The 21,513-nt window shown below is 49.7% G+C and carries 19 protein-coding genes and 1 pseudogene; 8 read left to right on the top strand and 12 right to left on the bottom strand.

Annotation, left to right across the window (positions count from 1 at the left end; translation table 11 throughout):
• The first annotated feature begins 45 nt into the window (after positions 1-45).
• Positions 46-585 carry a septation protein A gene (locus ACOTZB_RS00410; RefSeq protein WP_023312088.1) on the top strand — a complete coding sequence of 180 codons (540 nt, stop codon included), beginning with the start codon at positions 46-48 and terminating at the stop codon, positions 583-585.
• A gap of 104 nt (positions 586-689) precedes the next feature.
• Positions 690-1,085 (top strand): acyl-CoA thioester hydrolase YciA, encoded by a 396-nt coding sequence (yciA, locus tag ACOTZB_RS00405; protein WP_008502796.1) that lies wholly within the window; start codon positions 690-692, stop codon positions 1,083-1,085.
• 38 nt (positions 1,086-1,123) lie between these two features.
• Here the strand turns inward: yciA and tonB are convergent, their stop codons facing one another.
• The gene (tonB, locus tag ACOTZB_RS00400) at positions 1,124-1,846 is read right to left on the bottom strand and encodes a TonB system transport protein TonB (RefSeq protein ID WP_257830179.1); all 723 of its coding nucleotides are present in this window, start codon (positions 1,844-1,846) and stop codon (positions 1,124-1,126) included.
• Positions 1,847-2,066: 220 nt separating this feature from the next.
• On the opposite strand from tonB, the gene ACOTZB_RS00395 reads away from it, so the two are divergent.
• Positions 2,067-2,363, top strand: a complete 297-nt coding sequence (locus ACOTZB_RS00395) for a YciI family protein (protein WP_023327637.1) — start codon at positions 2,067-2,069, stop codon at positions 2,361-2,363.
• Positions 2,364-2,471: 108 nt separating this feature from the next.
• Positions 2,472-4,688: pseudogene (locus tag ACOTZB_RS00390) on the top strand (phosphoglycerol transferase I).
• 45 nt (positions 4,689-4,733) lie between these two features.
• Here the strand turns inward: ACOTZB_RS00390 and leuE are convergent.
• Positions 4,734-5,369, bottom strand: coding sequence for a leucine efflux protein LeuE (gene leuE / locus ACOTZB_RS00385; protein ID WP_023312092.1), 636 nt, complete (start codon positions 5,367-5,369; stop codon positions 4,734-4,736).
• Positions 5,370-5,478: 109 nt separating this feature from the next.
• A complete protein-coding gene (locus ACOTZB_RS00380; RefSeq protein WP_086379783.1) occupies positions 5,479-5,652 on the bottom strand; it encodes a YciY family protein in 174 nt (57 codons plus the stop codon).
• Positions 5,653-5,810: 158 nt separating this feature from the next.
• On the opposite strand from ACOTZB_RS00380, the gene cls reads away from it, so the two are divergent.
• Positions 5,811-7,271 carry a cardiolipin synthase gene (gene cls, locus ACOTZB_RS00375; protein ID WP_421626205.1) on the top strand — a complete coding sequence of 487 codons (1,461 nt, stop codon included), beginning with the start codon at positions 5,811-5,813 and terminating at the stop codon, positions 7,269-7,271.
• Positions 7,272-7,304: 33 nt separating this feature from the next.
• Entirely contained in the window at positions 7,305-7,634 is a 330-nt protein-coding gene (locus tag ACOTZB_RS00370; RefSeq protein WP_006810881.1) for an HI1450 family dsDNA-mimic protein, read from the top strand.
• 31 nt (positions 7,635-7,665) lie between these two features.
• Here the strand turns inward: ACOTZB_RS00370 and ACOTZB_RS00365 are convergent, their stop codons facing one another.
• From ACOTZB_RS00365 to ACOTZB_RS00335, 7 genes are all read right to left on the bottom strand, one after another.
• Positions 7,666-8,502: an ion transporter gene (locus ACOTZB_RS00365; RefSeq protein WP_421626204.1), complete on the bottom strand. Its 837-nt coding sequence runs from the start codon at positions 8,500-8,502 to the stop codon at positions 7,666-7,668.
• A 46-nt stretch (positions 8,503-8,548) separates the two neighbouring features.
• On the bottom strand, positions 8,549-9,553 hold the full coding sequence (gene oppF, locus ACOTZB_RS00360; RefSeq protein WP_045355902.1) for a murein tripeptide/oligopeptide ABC transporter ATP-binding protein OppF: 1,005 nt from the start codon (positions 9,551-9,553) through the stop codon (positions 8,549-8,551).
• Entirely contained in the window at positions 9,550-10,563 is a 1,014-nt protein-coding gene (locus tag ACOTZB_RS00355; RefSeq protein WP_421626203.1) for an ABC transporter ATP-binding protein, read from the bottom strand. The genes oppF and ACOTZB_RS00355 overlap by 4 nt, the downstream gene beginning before the upstream one ends.
• A gap of 11 nt (positions 10,564-10,574) precedes the next feature.
• On the bottom strand, positions 10,575-11,483 hold the full coding sequence (gene oppC / locus ACOTZB_RS00350; RefSeq protein WP_023312096.1) for an oligopeptide ABC transporter permease OppC: 909 nt from the start codon (positions 11,481-11,483) through the stop codon (positions 10,575-10,577).
• Positions 11,484-11,497: 14 nt separating this feature from the next.
• Positions 11,498-12,418: an oligopeptide ABC transporter permease OppB gene (gene oppB, locus ACOTZB_RS00345; protein WP_008502786.1), complete on the bottom strand. Its 921-nt coding sequence runs from the start codon at positions 12,416-12,418 to the stop codon at positions 11,498-11,500.
• Between the two features lie 84 nt (positions 12,419-12,502).
• Positions 12,503-14,134, bottom strand: coding sequence for an oligopeptide ABC transporter substrate-binding protein OppA (gene oppA, locus ACOTZB_RS00340; RefSeq protein WP_126328756.1), 1,632 nt, complete (start codon positions 14,132-14,134; stop codon positions 12,503-12,505).
• Between the two features lie 771 nt (positions 14,135-14,905).
• Complete coding sequence (locus ACOTZB_RS00335) at positions 14,906-15,553, bottom strand: YchE family NAAT transporter (RefSeq protein WP_021240330.1); 648 nt, start codon at positions 15,551-15,553, stop codon at positions 14,906-14,908.
• Between the two features lie 478 nt (positions 15,554-16,031).
• On the opposite strand from ACOTZB_RS00335, the gene adhE reads away from it, so the two are divergent.
• Positions 16,032-18,710 carry a bifunctional acetaldehyde-CoA/alcohol dehydrogenase gene (gene adhE, locus ACOTZB_RS00330; RefSeq protein ID WP_421626202.1) on the top strand — a complete coding sequence of 893 codons (2,679 nt, stop codon included), beginning with the start codon at positions 16,032-16,034 and terminating at the stop codon, positions 18,708-18,710.
• Positions 18,711-18,777: 67 nt separating this feature from the next.
• Here the strand turns inward: adhE and tdk are convergent, their stop codons facing one another.
• Positions 18,778-19,392, bottom strand: a complete 615-nt coding sequence (gene tdk / locus ACOTZB_RS00325) for a thymidine kinase (RefSeq protein WP_421626201.1) — start codon at positions 19,390-19,392, stop codon at positions 18,778-18,780.
• 550 nt (positions 19,393-19,942) lie between these two features.
• Between tdk and hns the strand changes: the two genes are divergently transcribed.
• Positions 19,943-20,356 carry a histone-like nucleoid-structuring protein H-NS gene (hns, locus tag ACOTZB_RS00320; protein ID WP_008502781.1) on the top strand — a complete coding sequence of 138 codons (414 nt, stop codon included), beginning with the start codon at positions 19,943-19,945 and terminating at the stop codon, positions 20,354-20,356.
• 201 nt (positions 20,357-20,557) lie between these two features.
• Here the strand turns inward: hns and galU are convergent, their stop codons facing one another.
• On the bottom strand, positions 20,558-21,466 hold the full coding sequence (gene galU, locus ACOTZB_RS00315; RefSeq protein ID WP_047651160.1) for a UTP--glucose-1-phosphate uridylyltransferase GalU: 909 nt from the start codon (positions 21,464-21,466) through the stop codon (positions 20,558-20,560).
• Between the last annotated feature and the right edge of the window lie 47 nt (positions 21,467-21,513).

Below are 21,513 nucleotides of genomic sequence, written 5' to 3'. Positions count from 1 at the left end.
GGGGCATCGCAGCCTCCCGCCCCGCTCAGAAGATGGAATCACAGAATGAAGCAGTTTCTTGATTTTTTACCGCTCGTGGTCTTTTTTGCTTTTTATAAGCTGTACGATATTTATGCCGCGACCACTGCGCTGATCGTTGCAACGGCTGTGGTGCTGATCTACAGCTGGGTTCGCTATCGTAAAGTCGAAAAAATGGCGCTGATCACCTTCGTCCTGGTCGCCGTATTCGGTGGGCTTACTCTTTTCTTCCACAATGATGAATTTATCAAGTGGAAAGTGACCGTCATTTACGCGCTGTTCGCGGGCGCATTGTTAATCAGCCAGTGGGTCATGAAAAAGCCGCTGATCCAGCGCATGCTCGGCAAAGAGCTGACGCTGCCTCAGGAAGTTTGGTCCCGTCTGAATATCGCCTGGGCGGTCTTCTTTATTCTCTGTGGTCTTGCCAATATCTATATTGCCTTCTGGCTGCCGCAGAATATCTGGGTCAACTTTAAGGTCTTCGGCCTGACCGCGCTGACGCTTATCTTCACGCTGTTAAGCGGCGTATACATCTATCGCCACATGCCGCAGGACGACAAGCACTGATTAATGACTGACCAGAACGTCTACGACAGGCGTTCTGGTCTATTCTCTCCGCTGTAAAATCATAGTAGCATCCCGCCTGAAGTCTTCCGTTACGAGTTAAAACAATGACAACAACTAACGCCCCGCAGGGCGAACTGGTTTTACGCACACTGGCAATGCCCGCTGACACCAATGCCAATGGCGATATTTTTGGCGGCTGGCTGATGTCGCAGATGGATATGGGCGGCGCAATTCTGGCAAAAGAGATTGCCCACGGGCGCGTGGTGACTGTGCGAGTGGACGGCATGACCTTCCTGCGCCCGGTTGCGGTGGGAGATGTGGTTTGCTGCTACGCGCGCTGCGTCAAACGCGGCAACACCTCTATTTCAATCAACATTGAAGTATGGGTTAAGAAAGTCTCTTCGGAACCCATTGGGCAGCGTTATAAGGCCACCGAAGCGCTGTTTATTTATGTTGCAGTGGACAGTGAGGGCAAACCTCGTCAACTTCCGCAGGCCTGATTGACAGGCAAAAAAAAGCCTCCATCAGGAGGCTTTTTTTATTCCATCTGCGCCCCGCCATTCAGGCGGAAAACAATATTCACAATCAGTCCGTTGCCCGGTTTCCCGGCCTCATAGCGCCATCTGCGCATCGCCGATTTCACTTCGCGCTCAAACATATTAGAAGGCTGAGCGGACAATATTTCCACGTTATCCACGCGGCCATCGGCAGTAACGTCAAATTTAACCCGTACGCGGCCTTCAATACGTAAGGCCTGCGCTCGCGCCGGATACTGAGGCTGGTTGCGACTCAGCGCTCGCGGACCCGCAGGGGCACTGACTGTCGGCTTAGGCGCGGCTGCGGTGTTATTCATCACCGGACGCGAAGGCGCCGCATTCTCGACCGTCTGGGTCGCGCGCGGTTCAACCGGACGTTCCTCGCGTTTCGGACGCTCCTCGACCTTCTTCACTGGCTTTGGCTTCGGCTTAGGTTTTGGCTTCGGTTCAGGCTTGTGGATCACCACCGGGGCTTCCTTCGGTGGCGGCGGAACAGGCTCGGGCTCAGGCTCAGGTTCAGCCACCGGCTGCGGTGGCGGAGGTGCAACCTGCGGCGGTTCGAGATCCGCTGGCGATACCATCGTCACCGAAATCGGCTGCGCGGGCGCGGGCATTTCAATAACCTGATGAACCGAGGTATACAGCAAACCCGCCACAACAGCACCGTGAATCACGACAGAAAGCAGCGTCGGCCAGGGAAAGCGGCGAGGTAAATCAAGGGTCATCGAAGTCATAATCATCAACGTTAAAAAACCGAACACTGATTTTAAATGCAAATAGCAATCATATTCAATAAGACACTTTGTTCTGACGCAACTTTAGCGCATGAGAGGCCAAAAAAGGCGCATTCAGATCAGGGTATTAACATTGTTTTTATTTTACATTGCAGTCGTTTGCCCTTTCACATAACGTAACTGACACTTTTACCGGTTAAGGAGCTTCGCCGTGTTTTACGTGATTTACTCTGAAGATGTTGCTGATTCGCTCGAAAAACGCCAGTCTGTGCGCCCTGCGCATCTGGCACGTTTGCAGCTGCTCCAGGATGAAGGCCGTTTACTGACCGCCGGCCCCATGCCCGCAGTAGACAGCAACGATCCGGGCGCCGCCGGTTTTGCCGGCTCCACTGTGATTGCTGAGTTTGAATCCCAGGAAGCCGCTCAGGCATGGGCTGACGCAGATCCGTATGTTGCAGCGGGTGTGTATGCGAAAGTAACGGTCAGACCGTATAAGAAAGTGTTTTAAATCAATCGGGTAAATGTAGGGTAACAAACTAACGTTGCATTGCCCTACTACCTTTTTGAATGAAAAAAGATATAATCCATTCATCTCTTTTACTTAGAAAGTTTTGTTATGGATTATATCTTATTAGTATTATTATTGGCCGTTTGTTTTGCTAATGCTGCGTTTATCAGAATCAAATCGATTGTGGTGGTAATTGCATTACTTATATTTTCTTTCTGGTATATATCAAATATGTTTACCGGAAATGGTGTAAATGATGCAGTTTATTATCATCTGAGAAGTGATGTTCACGGGACGTCTATTGATGATATATTGCCTAAAGTTTTTGCAGCCAGCATATTTATTTTGATTTCTATAGCGATATTATTTGCATCGATCAAATTTCGAAAAAAATTACCACGACACAATGCCACATTCTTTAATTTTTTATTTATTACATCCCTTTCATTTTTCGTTTTTCAATCTAATGCAACCCAAAATATATACAATTCGCTTCAGAACTTGTCCTATGGGAATGGGGTGAAAGTGGCCAGGCAGTATAACAGCATTGATTACAAGATGAATAAAAAGTACAACTATGTTTTTATTTATGCTGAGAGCCTTGAACGCTCACTGAGAAACATTGATGGCATCAATTATATTCCACAAATAAGTAAACTAGCAGATCAATATCTTGAATTCACTGACATACGTCAAATTCCGGGTATGGGGTGGACAATGGCAGGAATGGTCAATACCCAATGTGCTATCCCACTAGTCCTCCCTCAGGGTAATTCAGCGAATAATATGTCTCATTTCTTGGGTGGGGCTGATTGCATTGCAACGCATTTGAAAAAAAATGGATACACTACGGAATTTATACGTGGGAGTGATAAAGAATTTGCTGGAGGGGATAAGTTCTTTTCTCAGCATGGCTGGATTTATCAACACGATAAACAATATTTGCTTAATCATCTCGTAGTAAATCAAAATGATATTAGTGGATGGGGTGTTCATGATGATTCGCTCATTGACCATGTATATAATGAATTTGAAAAGTTATCGACCTCAAAAAATAATTTTCTCCTCTCATTCTTAACCGTCAATACTCATCCGCCAGCAGGTACCTATTGATCTGCTTGCGATGGATATATTAATGCTGCCATCAGTAACCCTATGTTTAAATCAGCAAGTTGTTCTGATTATCTTGTTGGTACATTTATTAAAAAAATCATCAACTCAGACCATTTTGACAATACAATCATTGTTCTTGTTTCAGATCATTTGATGATGGCTAACGCTGCTAGTAAAGAGCTTGACAGCATTCAGGACAAGCGCAGGAACAATTTTATTATTATAAAAAAAGGAATTAAACCCACTAAAATCGCCAAACCAGGAACATTACTGGATGTCTGGCCGACTATACTTGACATCTCTTCGGCTGATAAACCTGATTTTGGATTTGGTCACAGTTTACTTCGCAATGAGAAAAGCCAGATATTACAATCATGGGAAAATTCTAAAAACATTAGTGATTATCTAGGGTTTTCGTCTTCACTATGGAATTACCCTTCCCTAAATGACAAATTCTCATTTAAAGATGGCAAATTGACAATTGGCCAACAAGAATATAAATGGCCTCTATTCGGTTCCGCTGACAAGAATAAAAACATCAAGAGCATTTATTTTGAGGCCTTTGCCTTAAACGCGCAAAGAATTACTGCCGAAGATAATATTCTTTTTTATATAAATGATTGTTCAGTAACATCGAAAAGTAAACAAGGCTTATGTGGTTATGAACTAACACATAATAGTACGACACAGTATCAAATAAATGAAAGCGGCATTTTCAATAGAAGAGAACTTAACGTTGCATCTCCTTTGTTTTCTGAGGAACTTATCGGTATTTCGTCTGGGCCACTTAATGTCCAGACAGGCATTAATGATAATATTCAAGAGCAAACCATGCCATATGGGGTTAATTTTTACAAACTGGAAGGAGAAAATAATAAACTTAAACTCCTCGCCAATTTTAACACATGCAATAATGTTCCAGTTGATGTGAATGCAGTAAAAAACTTGATTGGTAAAGACAGTTCGACTCTCATCATTGCTTCAAATGAGTCTGTTTTTTGTATACCTTATGAAACCAGACCATCAGTTAATGAATTATTGCGCTCGAATGCGGCTACTCACCTGGCCCCCAGACAGCAAATTATAGGAACTTATACTATAAATGATACTAAATTCATTTTAGGGAGCCCTGATATCCCATTAGATGTGTTTATAAACAAAACAAATTATAAGCTGAACGAATTATGTACCATTTTCAAAGACTGTAGCTAATTTTTATAATCTGTTGAAAGGCTCCCTCAGGAGCCTTTCAAACCATCAATGCAGCGATGCCAACCTCGCCGCAAACCCGACAAACAGCAGCCCTATCAGCCCGTTCCCCAGCTTTGCCAGTTTCTTTTTCGTTTTCAGATAACGCGTGACAAAGGCGCCTGAGAAAATCAGGAAACTCATATACATGAAGCTTATCAACTCCAGCGTCGTCGCGAGGATCAGGAAAGAGGTGCCGGTGCTCTGCGCATTCACGTCAATGAACTGAACGAAGAACGATACGTAGAACAGAATCGCTTTGGGATTGGTCAGGCTTAATACCAGCGAACGTTTCATGATCATACTGGCCGGTTCGGGGCCGCTCTCATGTGCGTTTTTCTGGCGGTTCACCACCGACCAGAGCATTTTGCCGCCCAGCCAGAGAAGATAAAAGGCTCCGAGATAGCGCACGATATTAAACAGTACCGGTGTGGTCTGGATTAATGCCGCGACGCCCGCCCAGGCCAGAAACATCAGCACCGCATCGCCGATAAATACGCCCGTAGCGGCAAGATACCCTTTTTTAACACCGTGACCGATCCCGGTTTTTAGCACAAACAGGGTATTCGGCCCTGGCACCAGCACGATAAAAAACGCGCCGACAACATACGTCCAGAAATTCAGTACGCCAAACTCCGCAAACACTTCTCCCTCCTTTTGCTAAACGCAACAGGAATATCGCTGCAAATACGCTATTCCCAAAAAATCAGACGCTATAAAATCAGCGGGCACCGGTTACGGTGCCCTCATGGATTCAGATATCCTGGACTGCGAACAGCAACGCATTACGATGCCGGGTCAATCCACATTTTCTGATGGCGTGAATACGCATATTGCGGCGGGATTGTGCTTCCAGCCAACGAGCCTTGCGACGACTCACCTGTCGCAACATGCGCCAGCGCCCTACTTCTGTTCTACTGCGCTTCATGTCTACAACTCTTTCTCTAACACTTTTTCTCTAAAAGAAAGGCCATTATAAACCCAACCCGGCAGCAAACCAGCGCTTTTACCTGGCGTTTTTATTTGCCAGATGAATCCTGATGCGTACACTCATAACAATACGCTTTCAAAAGGATTTTTTTACCTATGACAACCTTCTACACCGTGGTGAGTTGGCTGGTCATTCTGGGATACTGGCTGTTAATCGCGGGTGTGACATTACGCATCCTGATGAAGCGCAGAGCCGTACCCTCTGCCATGGCCTGGCTTCTGATCATTTATATCCTCCCGCTGGTGGGAATTATTGCCTATCTCTCTTTCGGTGAGCTTCATCTCGGCAAACGCCGCGCCGAGCGCGCCCGTGCCATGTGGCCCTCCACCGCGAAGTGGCTGAGCGACCTCAAAGCCTGCAAACATATATTTGCCGAGGAGAACAGCAGCGTCGCCTCCTCACTGTTTAAGCTGTGCGAGCGCCGCCAGGGGATTGGAGGCGTAAAGGGCAATCAACTGCAGCTGCTGACCTCGTCCGACGACGTCATGCAGGCGTTAATCCGCGATATTCAGCTGGCGCGTCATAATATCGAGATGGTTTTTTATATCTGGCAGCCCGGCGGGATGGCTGACCAGGTCGCTGAGTCGCTGATGGCCGCCGCGCGACGCGGCATTCATTGCCGCCTGATGCTTGACTCCGCGGGTAGCGTGGCATTTTTCCGTAGCCCCTGGGCGGGCATGATGCGTAATGCCGGGATCGAAGTGGTTGAGGCGTTGAAAGTGAATCTCCTGCGCGTATTTCTGCGCCGGATGGATCTCCGCCAGCATCGCAAAATGATCATGATCGATAACTATATTGCCTACACCGGCAGCATGAACATGGTCGACCCGCGCTTCTTCAAGCAGGACTCGGGCGTAGGTCAATGGGTGGATTTGATGGCGCGAATGGAAGGTCCGATTGCCACCTCGATGGGCATCGTTTATTCCTGCGACTGGGAGATTGAAACCGGCAAGCGTATCCTGCCGCCACCGCCGGACGGCAATATTATGCCGTTTGAAGAGGCCAGCGGTCACACCATTCATACCATTGCTTCAGGGCCGGGCTTCCCGGAGGACTTAATTCATCAGGCGCTGCTGACGGCAACCTACTCGGCGCGTGAATATCTGATCATGACGACGCCCTACTTTGTCCCCAGCGACGACCTCCTGCACGCGATTTGTACCGCCGCGCAGCGCGGTGTCGATGTGAGCATCATTTTGCCACGCAAAAATGATTCCCTACTGGTGGGCTGGGCCAGCCGGGCATTCTTTAGCGAACTGCTGGCCGCAGGGGTAAAAATTTACCAGTTTGAAGGCGGATTGCTCCACACCAAGAGCGTTCTCGTCGACGGTGAGCTGAGCCTGGTGGGCACGGTCAACCTGGATATGCGCAGCCTGTGGCTTAACTTTGAAATCACGCTGGTCATTGATGATGCCGGCTTTGGCGGCGACCTCGCAGCGGTGCAGGATGATTATATCTCCCGCTCGCGGCTGCTGGATGCCAGACTGTGGGTAAAACGTCCGCTGTGGCAGAGAATTGCCGAACGACTGTTTTACTTCTTTAGTCCGTTGCTGTAAAACGTGCCCAACGATGTTAAACAGGTAGTCATCATGGAAATGGATCTGAACAATCGCCTGACCGAAGACGAAACGCTCGAGCAGGCCTATGACATTTTTCTCGAACTGGCGGTTGATAACCTCGATCCCGCAGACGTGATCCTCTTCAATCTGCAGTTCGAAGAGCGCGGCGGTGCCGAACTGTTCGACCCTTCAGAAGACTGGGCTGAGCATGTGGATTTCGACCTGAATCCGGACTTCTTTGCCGAAGTGGTGATTGGGCTGGCCGATGAAGACGGCGGCGAGATTAACGATATTTTCGCCCGCGTTCTGCTCTGTCGAGAGAAAGACCACAAGCTGTGCCATATTCTCTGGCGCGAATAATAAAAAAGGCTGCGATTGCAGCCTTTTTTATTTACTCCGGTAATTTACTGCCGCAGCGGTGACAAAACCGCGCGTCGTGCTCATGTTCGCCCTGCTGGCAATGAGGACACTTGCGCTGCTGCTTGCGGCTCTGAAAGGCGCTGCTCATGTGTGTGGTAATAAGTCCCGTCGGGATCGCAATCACCGAATAGCCAATCAAAATCAGCACGGACGCCACGATGCGTCCCAGTGGCGTATGGGGCGTGATATCACCGTAACCCACGGTGGTGACGGTCACAATGGCCCAGTAGACGGACGCATTAAGCGTCGTAAAGCCATATTTAGGCCCTTCTATTAAATACATCAGTGCGCCAAAAACAATCATGACGATGGCAATAAACGAGTAGAACAAAATAAGCTGATGCCGGGCGCTGACGATTGCGCTCCAGAAAACGCGCAATGACGGCATAAAGCGCAGTAATTTTAGAATACGTAAGACGCGAATCACGCGCATCGCTCGCCAGGCAAAGACATAGCTCAGGCTGATTTCCGGCCACAGCCACATGACGTAGAGCGGCAGAATGGTGGCTAAATCAATAAATCCCCAGAAGCTGAAAACATATCGGGCCGGGTTGGGCCAGGCTATTACCCGGAGGAGATATTCAGCGGTAAAAACCAGGGTAATCGCCAGCTCAAGCCAGACAAAGATATGCCATTCGTCAAAGGTCAGGTGGTATTGCGTCCCGGCACCCGATTCAATAAAGATGACAACCACGCTGAGGAGCGCAAATAAACCGCACAGACCTTCAAAGCGTCGCCCGGAAACCGTTTCAGGATCGAATAAAAAATGATATAGCCGCCGACGGGCTAACGTGAATAAACGCGACACAGTTACCTCGCAAAAATAAGGGCTGACATCATGTCAGCCCTTGCGATTATAACGGGTCTACTTTCAGGCAGGAAACCGCATGTCGGAAGCTGCCTTCGAGAACCGGTCGCGTTTGAGCACATTCCGGCCCGGCCATCGGGCAGCGCGTGCGGAAGACGCAGCCTGACGGCGGGTTAATCGGCGAAGGTAATTCCCCTTCCAGAAGCTGGATGGTTTTATTCTTTTCCAGATCCGGATCGGGGATCGGCACCGCGGACATCAGCGCTCTGGTGTATGGGTGCAATGGATTATGGTACACCTCGTCATAGGTGCCCAGCTCCACGGCATGCCCCAGATACATCACCAGCACGCGGTCAGAGATGTGTTTCACCACGGCCAGGTCATGCGCGATGAAGATCAGCGACAGCCCCATTTCGCGCTGCAGCTTCTGCAGCAGGTTAACCACCTGCGCCTGAATGGAAACGTCCAGTGCGGAAACCGGCTCATCGCAGATAATCAGCTTCGGTTCGAGGATCAGCGCACGGGCAATACCAATACGCTGGCACTGACCGCCGGAGAACTCATGCGGATAGCGGTTGATGAGGTTCGGCAACAGACCGACTTTCATCATCATCGCCTTCACGCGGTCGCGCACTTCCTGACGAGACATCTTTGGATGATAGGTCCGCAGCGGCTCGGCAATAATCTCGCCGATGGTCATACGCGGGTTTAATGATGCCAGCGGATCCTGGAAAATCATCTGGATATCGCTGCGCACCTCGCGCCACTCGTCGGGCTTCATGCCCAGCAGATCTTTACCCAGCCAGGCCACTTTACCGTCGGTGGCTTTGACCAAACCGATAATGGCTCGCGCAAAGGTCGATTTCCCGCAGCCGGATTCACCCACCACGCCAAGGGTTTCCCCTTCGTACAGGCGCAGCGTGACGCCATCCACCGCTTTCAGGGTCTTCGGCGGCTGCCAGAACCACTGTTTGCCGTCTTTAATATCGAAATGTACCTTAAGGTCAGCAATTTCGAGCAGCACGTTGCGTTTTTCATCTAATGCGTTCATACCAGCTCCTCCTGCGGCTTAAAGCAGGCGCGCAGACGGCCTGGTGCAAACTCTTCCAGCGGCGGAGCGCTGTTGCAGATTTCCATCGCGTGCGGGCAGCGCGGCTGGAACGGACAGCCTTTCGGCAGACGCAGCAGGTTTGGCGGGTTGCCCGGAATGGTGAGCAGGGATTCCCCTTCCGCATCCAAACGCGGCACCGCGTTCAACAGACCAATCGAGTACGGGTGCGCAGGCTGATAGAAGACATCGCGCGCTTTGCCGTATTCCATGGTACGACCGGCGTACATCACCAGCACTTTGTCGCAGATGCCCGCCACCACGCCCAGGTCGTGGGTGATCATGATAATCGCCGTGTTGAACTCGCGCTTCAGCTCGTTCAACAGGGTCATGATTTGCGCCTGAACGGTAACGTCCAGCGCGGTGGTAGGTTCATCGGCAATCAGCAGCTTTGGCCTGCACAGCAGCGCCATCGCAATCATCACGCGCTGACGCATACCGCCAGAGAACTCGTGCGGGAACATGCGCATGCGCTTACGCGCTTCCGGCATTTTCACCGCATCGAGCATTTTGACCGACTCTTCAAAAGCTTCGGCTTTGCCCAGGCCTTTGTGCAGCATCAGGACTTCCATCAGCTGCTCGCCGACGCGCATATACGGGTTCAGCGAGGTCATGGGATCCTGGAAAATCATCGAGACCTGCTCAGCGCGCAGCTTGTTCAGCTCATGTTCCGGCAGGTTAAGGATTTCACGACCGTTGAATTTCGCGGAACCGCCAATCACGCCGTTTGCGGCCAGCAGTCCCATCAGCGCAAAGGCGGTCTGGGATTTTCCTGAACCGGATTCCCCTACGATCCCCAGCGTTTCACCCGCGCGCAGGTTGAAGTTGAGATCGTTGACGGCGGTAACATCCCCGTCCGGCGTTTTAAAGGTCACGCGGAGGTCTTTCACATCCAGCAGAAGATTATTCTGCTGTTGCGCCTGTGGCGCAGTGGCCGTTTCAATAATTGTCATGACGGCGCTCCTTAACGGTCTTTCGGGTCGAGGGCATCACGCAGGCCATCGCCGATAAAGTTAAAACAAAACAGGGTGACGACCAGGAAACCCGCCGGATAAAGTAGCAGCCACGGTGAAACTTCCATCGAGTTTGCACCATCGCTCAGCAGCGCGCCCCAGCTGCTCAGAGGCTCTTGTGTACCGAGACCCAGGAAGCTCAGGAAAGATTCAAACAGGATCATGCTTGGTACCAGCAGTGAGGCATAGACCACCACCACGCCCAGCACGTTAGGAACGATGTGGCGAACCACGATATTCCCGGTGGACACACCGCCAACCTGTGCAGCTTCGATAAACTCTTTGCGTTTGAGGCTCAGCGTCTGGCCGCGAACAATACGCGCCATATCCAGCCAGGAAACCATCCCGATAGCCACGAAGATCAGCAGGATATTCTGGCCGAAGAAGGTCACCAGCAGGATGACGAAGAACATAAACGGGAAGGAGTTCAGGATTTCCAGCAGACGCATCATTACCGAGTCTATTTTGCCGCCGAGGTAGCCGGAAAGTGAGCCATAGAGCGTACCCACGATCACCGCGACCAGCGCGGCGGCAATACCGACCATCAGCGAGATACGGCCACCGATAGCGACACGTACCAGCAGATCGCGTCCCGAGGAGTCCGTGCCAAAATAGTGGCCTGATTCCATATCCGGCGCGCTGGACATCATGCCCCAGTCGGTGTCGAAATAGGTAAATTGCGACAGCATCGGCGCCAGGGTCACAAACAGCGCGATGATCACCAGAACAACCAGACTGGCAACCGCTGCACGGTTGTGCATAAAGCGACGGCGCGCGTCCTGCCAGAGGCTACGACCTTCTACTTCCAGTTTTTCACTGAAGTTTTCCAGCGCCTCGCTGTTTTTCTTACTCAACATCATGGCGTGCTCCAGCGTTAGTAACGAATTTTCGGGTCGATGACGGCGTACAGCACATCGACGATAGCGTTAAAGAGAATGGTCAGCGCACCGACGAGAATGGTCAGGCTCAGCACCAGCGAATAGTCGCGGTTGAGCGCGCCGTTAACGAACAGCTGACCAATGCCAGGCAGGCCGTAGATTGTTTCGATAACCATAGAGCCGGTGATGATCCCAACGAATGCCGGTCCCATATAGGAGAGCACGGGCAACAGCGCCGGTTTGAGCGCGTGGCGGAAGATAATCCGACGCATCGGCAGCCCTTTAGCGCGCGCGGTACGAATGAAGTTCGAGTGCAGCACTTCGATCATTGAACCACGGGTGATACGCGCGATACTGGCGATGTACGCCAGAGATAATGCCACCATCGGCAAAATCATGAACTTCAATGCCCCGCCGTTCCAGCCGCCGCCAGGCAGCCACTTCAGCGTGATGGCAAATATCATCACCAGTAATGGCGCGACAACGAAGCTGGGTATTACTACCCCGGTCATTGCCACACCCATTACGGCATAATCCCATTTGGTATTTTGTCTGAGCGCGGCGATAACGCCTGCGGTGACCCCGAAAACGATGGCCAGAATGAATGCCGCAGCACCCAACTTAGCCGAAACCGGGAAGCTGGACGCGACCAGGTCGTTAACGGAATAGTCTTTATATTTAAATGACGGTCCAAAATCGCCGTGGGCCAGCTGCTTCAGGTAATTGAAGTACTGGGTGGAGATAGGATCGTTCAAGTGGTATTTCGCTTCGATATTCGCCATGACTTCAGGCGGCAGCGTACGCTCACCGGTAAATGGACTTCCCGGCGCAAGGCGCATCATGAAGAAGGAAATCGTGATGAGAATAAATAGCGTTGGAATCGCTTCAAGACAGCGACGTAGGATAAATTTCAACATTGCCCGTACCTTCTGGCGTGTGCCTATATTATGTGACGTTGGTTAGACACCGTGGGGCGAGCACGCCCGCCCCACTCATTGCCATTAATGCTTGATAATATACAAGTTTTTAACGTAGATATTATCCATCGGGTCTTTACCGGTATACCCACCTACCCACGGTTTCACCAGACGGGCGTTAACGTAATAGTAAACCGGAACGATCGCGGAATCTTTATCCAGCTGCTGCTCGGCTTGAGAGTACAGTTCTTTACGCTGTGCTTCGTCAGTGGTTTTCAGCGTGTCGGCGATCAGCTTGTCGAACGCAGGGCTCTTATAGTGAGCGGTGTTGTTCGAGCTGTCGCTCAGCATGGTGTTCAGGAAGGAGGTCGGTTCGTTATAGTCCGCACACCAGCCGGCACGAGCCACATCAAAGGTGCCCTGATGACGGCTGTCGAGGAAGGTTTTCCACTCCTGGTTCTCCAGCTTCACGTTCGCGCCCAGGTTCTTTTTCCAGATTGAGGCAACGGCGATAGCCAGTTTTTTGTGCAGATCGGAAGTGTTGTAGAGCAGGCTGAAGGTCAGCGGCTTATCTGCGGTGTAGCCCGCTTCGGCCAGCAGTTTCTTCGCTTCCGCGTTACGCTGTTCCTGAGTCTGTTTGAACCACTCTGGCTCGGTCAGTTTTGCGCCATCGGTGTATGGAGGGGTATAGCTGTACGCTGGCAGATCGCCCTGGTTTTTCACTTTGTTCACGATGATATCGCGATCCAGTGCCAGCTTCAGCGCGGTACGGACACGTACGTCGGTGAACGGTGCTTTCTGGTTGTTGATTTCATAGTAATAGGTGCACAGGTACGGATCGACGTGAACTTCTTTAGGGATCTCTTTTTTCAGTTTCTGGAACAGTTCAATCGGCATGTTGTTATAGGTCATGTCGATTTCACCGCTGCGGTAGCGGTTAACGTCAGTCACTTCGGACGAAATTGGCAGATAGGTAACCTGATTAATAACGGTTTTAGCGTTGTCCCAGTATTGCGGGTTACGCTCAAGCACCATACGCTCGTTGACCACCCAGTCTTTCAGCTTGTAGGCACCGTTAGTCACGATATTGGCAGGCTGGGTCCATTTTTCACCAAATTTTTCCACGGCGGATTTTGGTACCGGAGAGACGGACGGGTGAACCAGCAGCTTATAGAAGTACGGAACAGGTTCGCTCAACGTCACTTCAAAGGTATTGGCATCGATCGCTTTTACGCCCAGGTCGGTAACAGGTTTTTTGCCCGCGATGATGTCATCAATATTGGCAATGTGGCCATATTGCAGGTAGCTCGCATACGGAGAGGCGGTGGTTGGATTCGCCAGACGCTGCCAGCTATAAACGAAATCTTCGGCTGTGACCGGTGTACCGTCGGACCATTTCGCATCTTTACGCAGATGGAAGGTCCAGACTTTGAAATCTTTGTTTTCCCATTTTTCTGCAACACCCGGCGCCGGGTGGCCGTCTACGTCTGTCACCAGCAGGCCTTCGAACAGGTCGCGGTTAACGTTAGACTCAGGAACACCTTCAATTTTGTGCGGGTCGAGAGACTGAACTTCCGCACCGTTGTTACGCACCAGCGTCTGTTTCTCCGCCAGTTGAACACCTGCAGGAACGTCCGCAGCCATTGCAGCGTTGCCCGCGATTAGCGCAGTTAAAATCCCCGCCGCTACCAGATTTTTTTTTGTGATGATGGACATTGTGTTGGTACTCCACTCATTATAATGACTGGCCTTCGCCAGCTGTGTAATCCCCTGTTGGGGCCTGTACAGCGCAGGAGTTTTTTTTGCTGCTGTCAGGTTCTTCTTTTACTGCTTGCTATCACCGACTTTTTTATTACTGACCGCTCGTATGGCCGTCTTGCGTCGATTCTTAACAGGCCTCCCCTGTTTGAGACCTGCGATGGATATCTGAGAAGAGAACCATATGAAAATAATTCTCATCTGCTTGTTTTATGCTGCAAAATATTAGGCCGGAAAGTATCAAATGGCGTAAACGCGCGCCAATACATTTTGCAAATTTGTTAAGCAATTCTCTTTTACGGTGAGTACCGCATCGTTGAGGGCAGCCCTGCCAGACATCGAACATCACTAAAAAAGCATGACATTCAACAAGATAGAGAAAATTTTCTCTACACGCGCGTCGCTGCGCTATCATCGAGTGATTTTGTACAAAAATTTAACAACTGGTTATTATTTAGCACATTCATCTAGGTGAATGTTGAATTTACTAATATCATTTCGGTTATCTCTCATCAAGCCCCAGAGTATCATGTGAGTAAAATAACAGATCGATCGAAGGTTTTCTGCGCAGGCGGGTTCGGCGGGAATTAATAACTCATTGAAATACAAGCAATGAACATTATTAGTAGAATTTATTATGATATGTGAGCATTTCAACTTTATTTATAGGATTTACTGATAATGACGTAAAAAAAACGGAGCCGTGGCTCCGTTCTTTCATACGAAATATCAGTGCAGCAAACCGGGGAAAATGCTTTTAATTCCCGTAACGATGAATTCAATCCCTAACGCCATCAACAGCAGGCCCATAATACGCGTTATGACGTTAATGCCCGTCTGCCCCAACAGGCGCACCAGCCAGGGCGCCATGCGGAATACCCCCCAACAGCAGAGCGCGAAAATGGCAATGGCGACGGAAAAACCAATCAGGTGCATCAGGCTATGGTAACGCGTGCCCCAGACAATGGTTGAACTGATGGCGCCTGGGCCAGCCATGAGCGGTAAGGCCAGCGGCACCACGCCAATACTTTCGCGGATGGCGGTTTCTGACTTCTCCTGCTTGTTCTGTTTATCCTCGCCCAGCTTACCGCTGATCATGGACATGGCGATGGTCACGACCAGGATCCCACCCGCTATGCGGAAAGAGTCAATCGAAATCCCGAAGAGCTGGAGAATGGCGTCACCCAGAAAAAGGGAGGTGAGCAAGATGATAGCTACCGACAGGTTAGCGGTCAGGTTGGTCTTATTCCTGGCCGCCGCCGTCTGGTAACTCGTCATACTAATGAAGACAGGAATGATCCCCACCGGGTTGACCAGGGCAAACAAACCAATAAAAAATTTAAAATACGTTGGAAAATCAAAGAGCGTTTGGATCACGTTTTGCTCCGCTTATACACATGCCCGGGACTGACAATTTGTCATGAGAAATCGCGCTGAAGATACCCTTTTTATCAGCATACTTCACTCGAAATCTGTGGCAAAACGTTATCATTTCAGGATGTTAAACATATGTATAATCAATGAAGGCGCTGCTTCCATTACTTACGTAATTATTTAACACTTGAAAAATCTCAACGAAATAACCCTGCTGAAAGGTATCAGCTTGGGGGAAAATTGACGCAGATCATGATTTCCGTACTCAGAAGTGAGTAATCTTGGTTACATCCCCAGGGAGGTCACCTGACAAAAAGGGATGATGCTAAGGTAAGGCTCTTTTAGTAAATTAGTGTGCTGAAGCAGAAAGTAACTCTTTGTTTTACTTTGTGTTACGCAAGTCGTATCGGCTCTGTCTATACTGTGTGACGTATCGAGCGCTGGTTTACTAAAAGAGTTTAAACATTATCAGGAGAGCATTATGGCTGTTACTAATACCGCTGAACTGAACGCCCTCGTCGAGCGCGTTAAAAAAGCCCAGCGTGAATATGCCAATTTCACCCAAGAACAGGTTGATAAAATCTTCCGCGCGGCCGCACTGGCTGCTGCAGATGCTCGAATCCCTCTCGCTAAAATGGCCGTTGCCGAATCCGGTATGGGTATCGTAGAAGATAAAGTGATCAAAAACCACTTTGCTTCTGAGTATATCTACAACGCCTATAAAGATGAGAAAACCTGTGGCGTGCTGTCTGAAGACGACACCTTCGGTACCATCACCATCGCTGAACCTATCGGCATCATCTGCGGTATTGTTCCGACCACTAACCCAACGTCTACTGCTATCTTCAAATCACTGATTAGCCTGAAGACCCGTAACGCAATCATCTTCTCTCCACACCCACGTGCGAAAGACGCGACCAACAAAGCGGCAGATATTGTCCTGCAGGCGGCGATCGCTGCTGGCGCACCAAAAGATCTGATTGGCTGGATCGACCAACCTTCCGTTGAGCTCTCCAATGCGCTGATGCATCACCCGGACATTAACCTGATCCTGGCGACCGGTGGTCCAGGCATGGTTAAAGCCGCATACAGCTCCGGTAAACCTGCGATCGGTGTGGGCGCCGGTAACACCCCTGTTGTTATCGACGAAACCGCTGACATTAAACGTGCCGTTGCGTCTGTACTGATGTCTAAAACCTTCGATAACGGCGTGATCTGTGCATCTGAACAGTCTGTTGTTGTTGTCGATTCCGTGTACGACGCTGTTCGTGAACGTTTCGCCAGCCACGGCGGCTACCTGCTGCAGGGCAAAGAGCTGAAAGCCGTTCAGGACATTATCCTGAAAAATGGCGCGCTGAATGCCGCTATCGTGGGTCAGCCAGCGTACAAAATTGCTGAACTCGCAGGCTTTACCGTTCCGGCAACCACCAAAATCCTGATCGGTGAAGTGAAAGTTGTCGACGAAAGCGAGCCGTTTGCACATGAAAAACTGTCTCCAACGCTTGCCATGTACCGTGCGAAAGATTTCGAAGACGCGGTAGAGAAAGCCGAGAAACTGGTTGCCATGGGCGGTATCGGTCACACGTCTTGTCTGTACACCGACCAGGACAACCAGCCAGAACGCGTTGCTCACTTCGGTCAGATGATGAAAACTGCACGTATCCTGATTAACACCCCTGCTTCTCAGGGTGGTATCGGTGACCTGTACAACTTCAAACTCGCACCTTCCCTGACTCTGGGTTGTGGTTCCTGGGGTGGTAACTCCATCTCTGAAAACGTTGGTCCAAAACACCTGATCAACAAGAAAACCGTTGCTAAGCGAGCTGAAAACATGTTGTGGCACAAACTTCCGAAATCTATCTACTTCCGCCGTGGCTCACTGCCAATCGCGCTGGATGAAGTGATTACTGATGGCCACAAACGTGCGCTCATCGTGACTGACCGTTTCCTGTTCAACAACGGCTACGCTGACCAGATCACCTCTGTGCTGAAAGCGGCCGGCGTTGAAACTGAAGTGTTCTTTGAAGTTGAAGCTGACCCTACCCTGAGCGTTGTGCGTAAAGGTGCTGAGCTGGCTAACTCCTTCAAACCAGATGTGATTATTGCACTGGGTGGTGGTTCCCCAATGGACGCCGCGAAAATCATGTGGGTCATGTACGAGCATCCTGAAACCCACTTCGAAGAACTGGCGCTGCGCTTTATGGACATCCGTAAACGTATCTACAAGTTCCCGAAAATGGGCGTAAAAGCGAAAATGATCGCGGTAACCACCACTTCCGGTACCGGTTCAGAAGTTACGCCATTCGCAGTAGTAACGGACGATGCAACAGGTCAGAAATACCCACTGGCTGACTATGCACTGACCCCAGACATGGCTATCGTTGATGCGAACCTGGTCATGGAGATGCCGAAATCACTGTGTGCGTTCGGTGGTCTGGATGCGGTAACTCACGCCCTGGAAGCTTACGTTTCTGTGCTGGCATCTGAGTTCTCTGACGGTCAGGCTCTGCAGGCGTTGAAACTGCTGAAGGAAAACCTGCCAGCGTCCTACAACGAAGGGTCTAAAAACCCGGTAGCACGTGAACGCGTTCACAGTGCAGCAACCATCGCCGGTATCGCGTTTGCGAACGCCTTCCTTGGTGTTTGCCACTCTATGGCGCACAAACTGGGTTCTCAGTTCCACATTCCTCACGGTCTGGCGAACGCCCTGTTGATCAGCAACGTTATCCGTTATAACGCTAACGACAACCCAACCAAGCAGACTGCTTTCAGCCAGTACGACCGTCCGCAAGCGCGTCGTCGTTACGCTGAAATCGCAGACCACCTTGGTCTGAGCGCACCGGGCGACCGTACTGCTGCGAAGATTGAGAAACTGCTGGCATGGCTGGAAAGCCTGAAAGCTGAGCTGGGTATTCCTAAATCTATCCGTGAAGCAGGTGTTCAGGAAGCTGACTTCCTCGCTCATGTAGATAAGCTGTCTGAAGATGCATTCGATGACCAGTGTACTGGTGCTAACCCGCGCTACCCACTGATCTCCGAGCTGAAACAGATTCTGCTGGATACCTACTACGGTCGTGAATTCAAAGAAGGTGACGTTGCCGCTGTGAAAACAGAAGTTCCTGTCATCAAAGCTGACAAGAAAGCGAAGAAAAGCGCTTAATTGACCGCAGCAGATGAAAAACCCGCCTTATGGCGGGTTTTTTTATGCCTGAATAATGAGGCGGATGTTATTTTCGGTTGTCGTGCTGAATCGCCGTCAGCGAGCCTACAGCTAGCGCTTCTTTATAATGCTTACGACAGACCGAAACATAGCGTTCATTACCGCCTATCACCACCTGCTCACCATCTGCATAAGGTTTCCCGGCCTGGTCGAGGCGAAGCACCATGCTGGCTTTGCGACCGCAGAAGCAGATTGTTTTCAATTCGACAAGCTTATCCGACCAGGCGAGCAAATACTGGCTACCGGCAAAGAGCTCACCGCGGAAATCAGTACGCAGGCCATAACACAGCACGGGAATATCGAGCTCATCGACCACCTCTGAAAGGGCATGAACCTGTTCACGCGTCAGGAACTGGCACTCATCTACCAGAACACAGTGAATGGGCTTAACAGCGTGTTCTTTGCGAATGTCCTCAAACAGATCGGTTTTCGGGTTAAACAGTCTGGCAGGCGACGAGAGCCCTATTCTGGAGCTCACCTTCCCTGCGCCAAAGCGATCGTCAATTTCAGCCGTATAAACAACGCTACGCATCCCCCGCTCCTGGTAATTGTACGAGGATTGCAGCAACGCGGTGGATTTCCCGGCATTCATTGCCGAATAGTAGAAATAAAGTTGTGCCATTGGCCGTAAAACCCCAATCAATGTGTAATATTCCCGATGATTCATTGTACCATAATTTGTCTGGTCATCAGCGATGTAGCACGCAGGGGAAGCGTTTCAGCGCGGAGTTCACAACCTTCTTTTTGTGAAAATAGCCCGTTAAAACATGAAGTAAACCCCTTCAATCCGGCCAATATGTTATATGTTCCCCCAAAACATAACACTGCTTTTTATAGTGGAATCCCCGTTCTTTAAAATTCACTATTTATTAACTATTGCAGTCTTAACATCACGGCGCGGAACTAATACAAAAGGCTGATATTCCTCCGCCGCAACTATAATTCGTGCGGTAAATGTCACAAAAAAAAGAGGCAATCGGCCGGGTTCAGCCGGGTTAGCTGATAACAAACGAGACTGTGGGGTGATGAAATTTAAGTTAGCGTAATTAATAATAGCGGCATTATTTAGTATTTTTTGAATTCCTTACATTCCTGGCTATTGCACAACTGAATTTATGGCTCTATTATTAGGTCAACAAACCACCCCCCATTATAAGTTTGAGATTACTACAATGAGCGAAGCACTTAAAATTCTGAACAACATCCGTACTCTTCGTGCGCAGGCAAGAGAATGCACCCTCGAAACGCTTGAAGAAATGCTGGAAAAATTAGAAGTTGTAGTTAATGAACGTCGTGAAGAAGAAAGCGCAGCAGCTGCTGAAATCGAAGAACGCACTCGTAAACTGCAGCAATATCGTGAAATGCTGATTGCTGATGGTATCGATCCAAATGAATTGCTGAACAGCATGGCTGCAGCTAAAACCGGTACTAAAGCCAAGCGTGCTGCACGTCCTGCTAAATATAGCTACGTTGACGAGAACGGCGAAACTAAAACCTGGACTGGCCAGGGCCGCACTCCTGCTGTTATCAAGAAAGCCATGGACGAACAAGGTAAACAGCTGGACGACTTCCTGATCAAGGATTAATCCAGCAGTATTCAGAGAAATCCCGCTTAATGCGGGATTTTTTTTAACCTAAATTTGGCGCAAACATCCCCTTACACTCTGTCATAAAGCATTATTTGGCAATTTTAATAACTGTACTTAGAGACAGGTTTCAGAAGTGTTTAGGGCATAAAAAAACCGGTGGGCAGCGCCTCACCGGTTTCGGACATATGTAACCGTGGCTTATTTCTTAATACCTACGTTCTCTTTCAGCCAGGTTTTAAATTCTTCACCAAGAGTATTGTGGCGAATACCATATTCAACAAACGCCTGCATATAACCAAGCTTATTACCGCAGTCATGGCTCTTACCTTTCATATGGTAGGCCTCAACGGTCTCTTTCTCGATCAGCATATCAATGGCATCCGTCAGCTGAATCTCATCACCCGCTCCTGGAGGCGTTTTCGCCAGCAGAGGCCAAATTTCAGCGCTCAGGACATAGCGACCTACAACGGCCAGGTTTGAAGGCGCCACATCGGCTTTAGGCTTCTCTACCACGCCAACCATTGGCACGCTTTCGCCCGGCTCAAGGTTAACGCCTTTGCAGTCAACCACACCGTATGCCGTCACGTCTTCAACAGGCTCAACCATAATCTGGCTGCTACCGGTTTCGTCGAAACGTTTGATCATCTCTGCCAGGTTATCCTGGGAAAGATCGGATTCGTATTCGTCCAGAATTACGTCAGGCAGAATTACCGCTACAGGCTCATCACCTACAACAGGATGTGCACACATAACAGCGTGGCCCAGACCTTTAGCCAGGCCCTGACGAACCTGCATAATGGTAACGTGTGGCGGGCAAATAGACTGAACTTCTTCTAACAGCTGACGCTTAACACGTTTTTCCAGCATGGCTTCAAGTTCAAAGCTTGTATCGAAATGGTTTTCGATAGAGTTTTTTGATGAATGCGTAACCAGCACAATTTCAGTGATGCCGGCTGCGATACATTCATTAACGACATACTGGATTAATGGCTTATCAACCAGAGGCAGCATCTCTTTAGGAATTGCCTTAGTTGCTGGTAACATCCTGGTCCCCAATCCCGCTACCGGGATGACGGCCTTTCTGACTTTCGAATTTAGGGCAGCCATTCAAATTCTCCTGAGCTGTTCAAGTTTTGAACTTTTATGCAATAAAT

Source organism: Enterobacter cloacae complex sp. SHL020, from assembly GCF_049236945.1.
Lineage (GTDB): Bacteria > Pseudomonadota > Gammaproteobacteria > Enterobacterales > Enterobacteriaceae > Enterobacter > Enterobacter dykesii.
The sequence above is the reverse complement of the archived record's forward strand: the minus strand, read 5'-3'. Positions and strand labels throughout refer to the sequence as shown.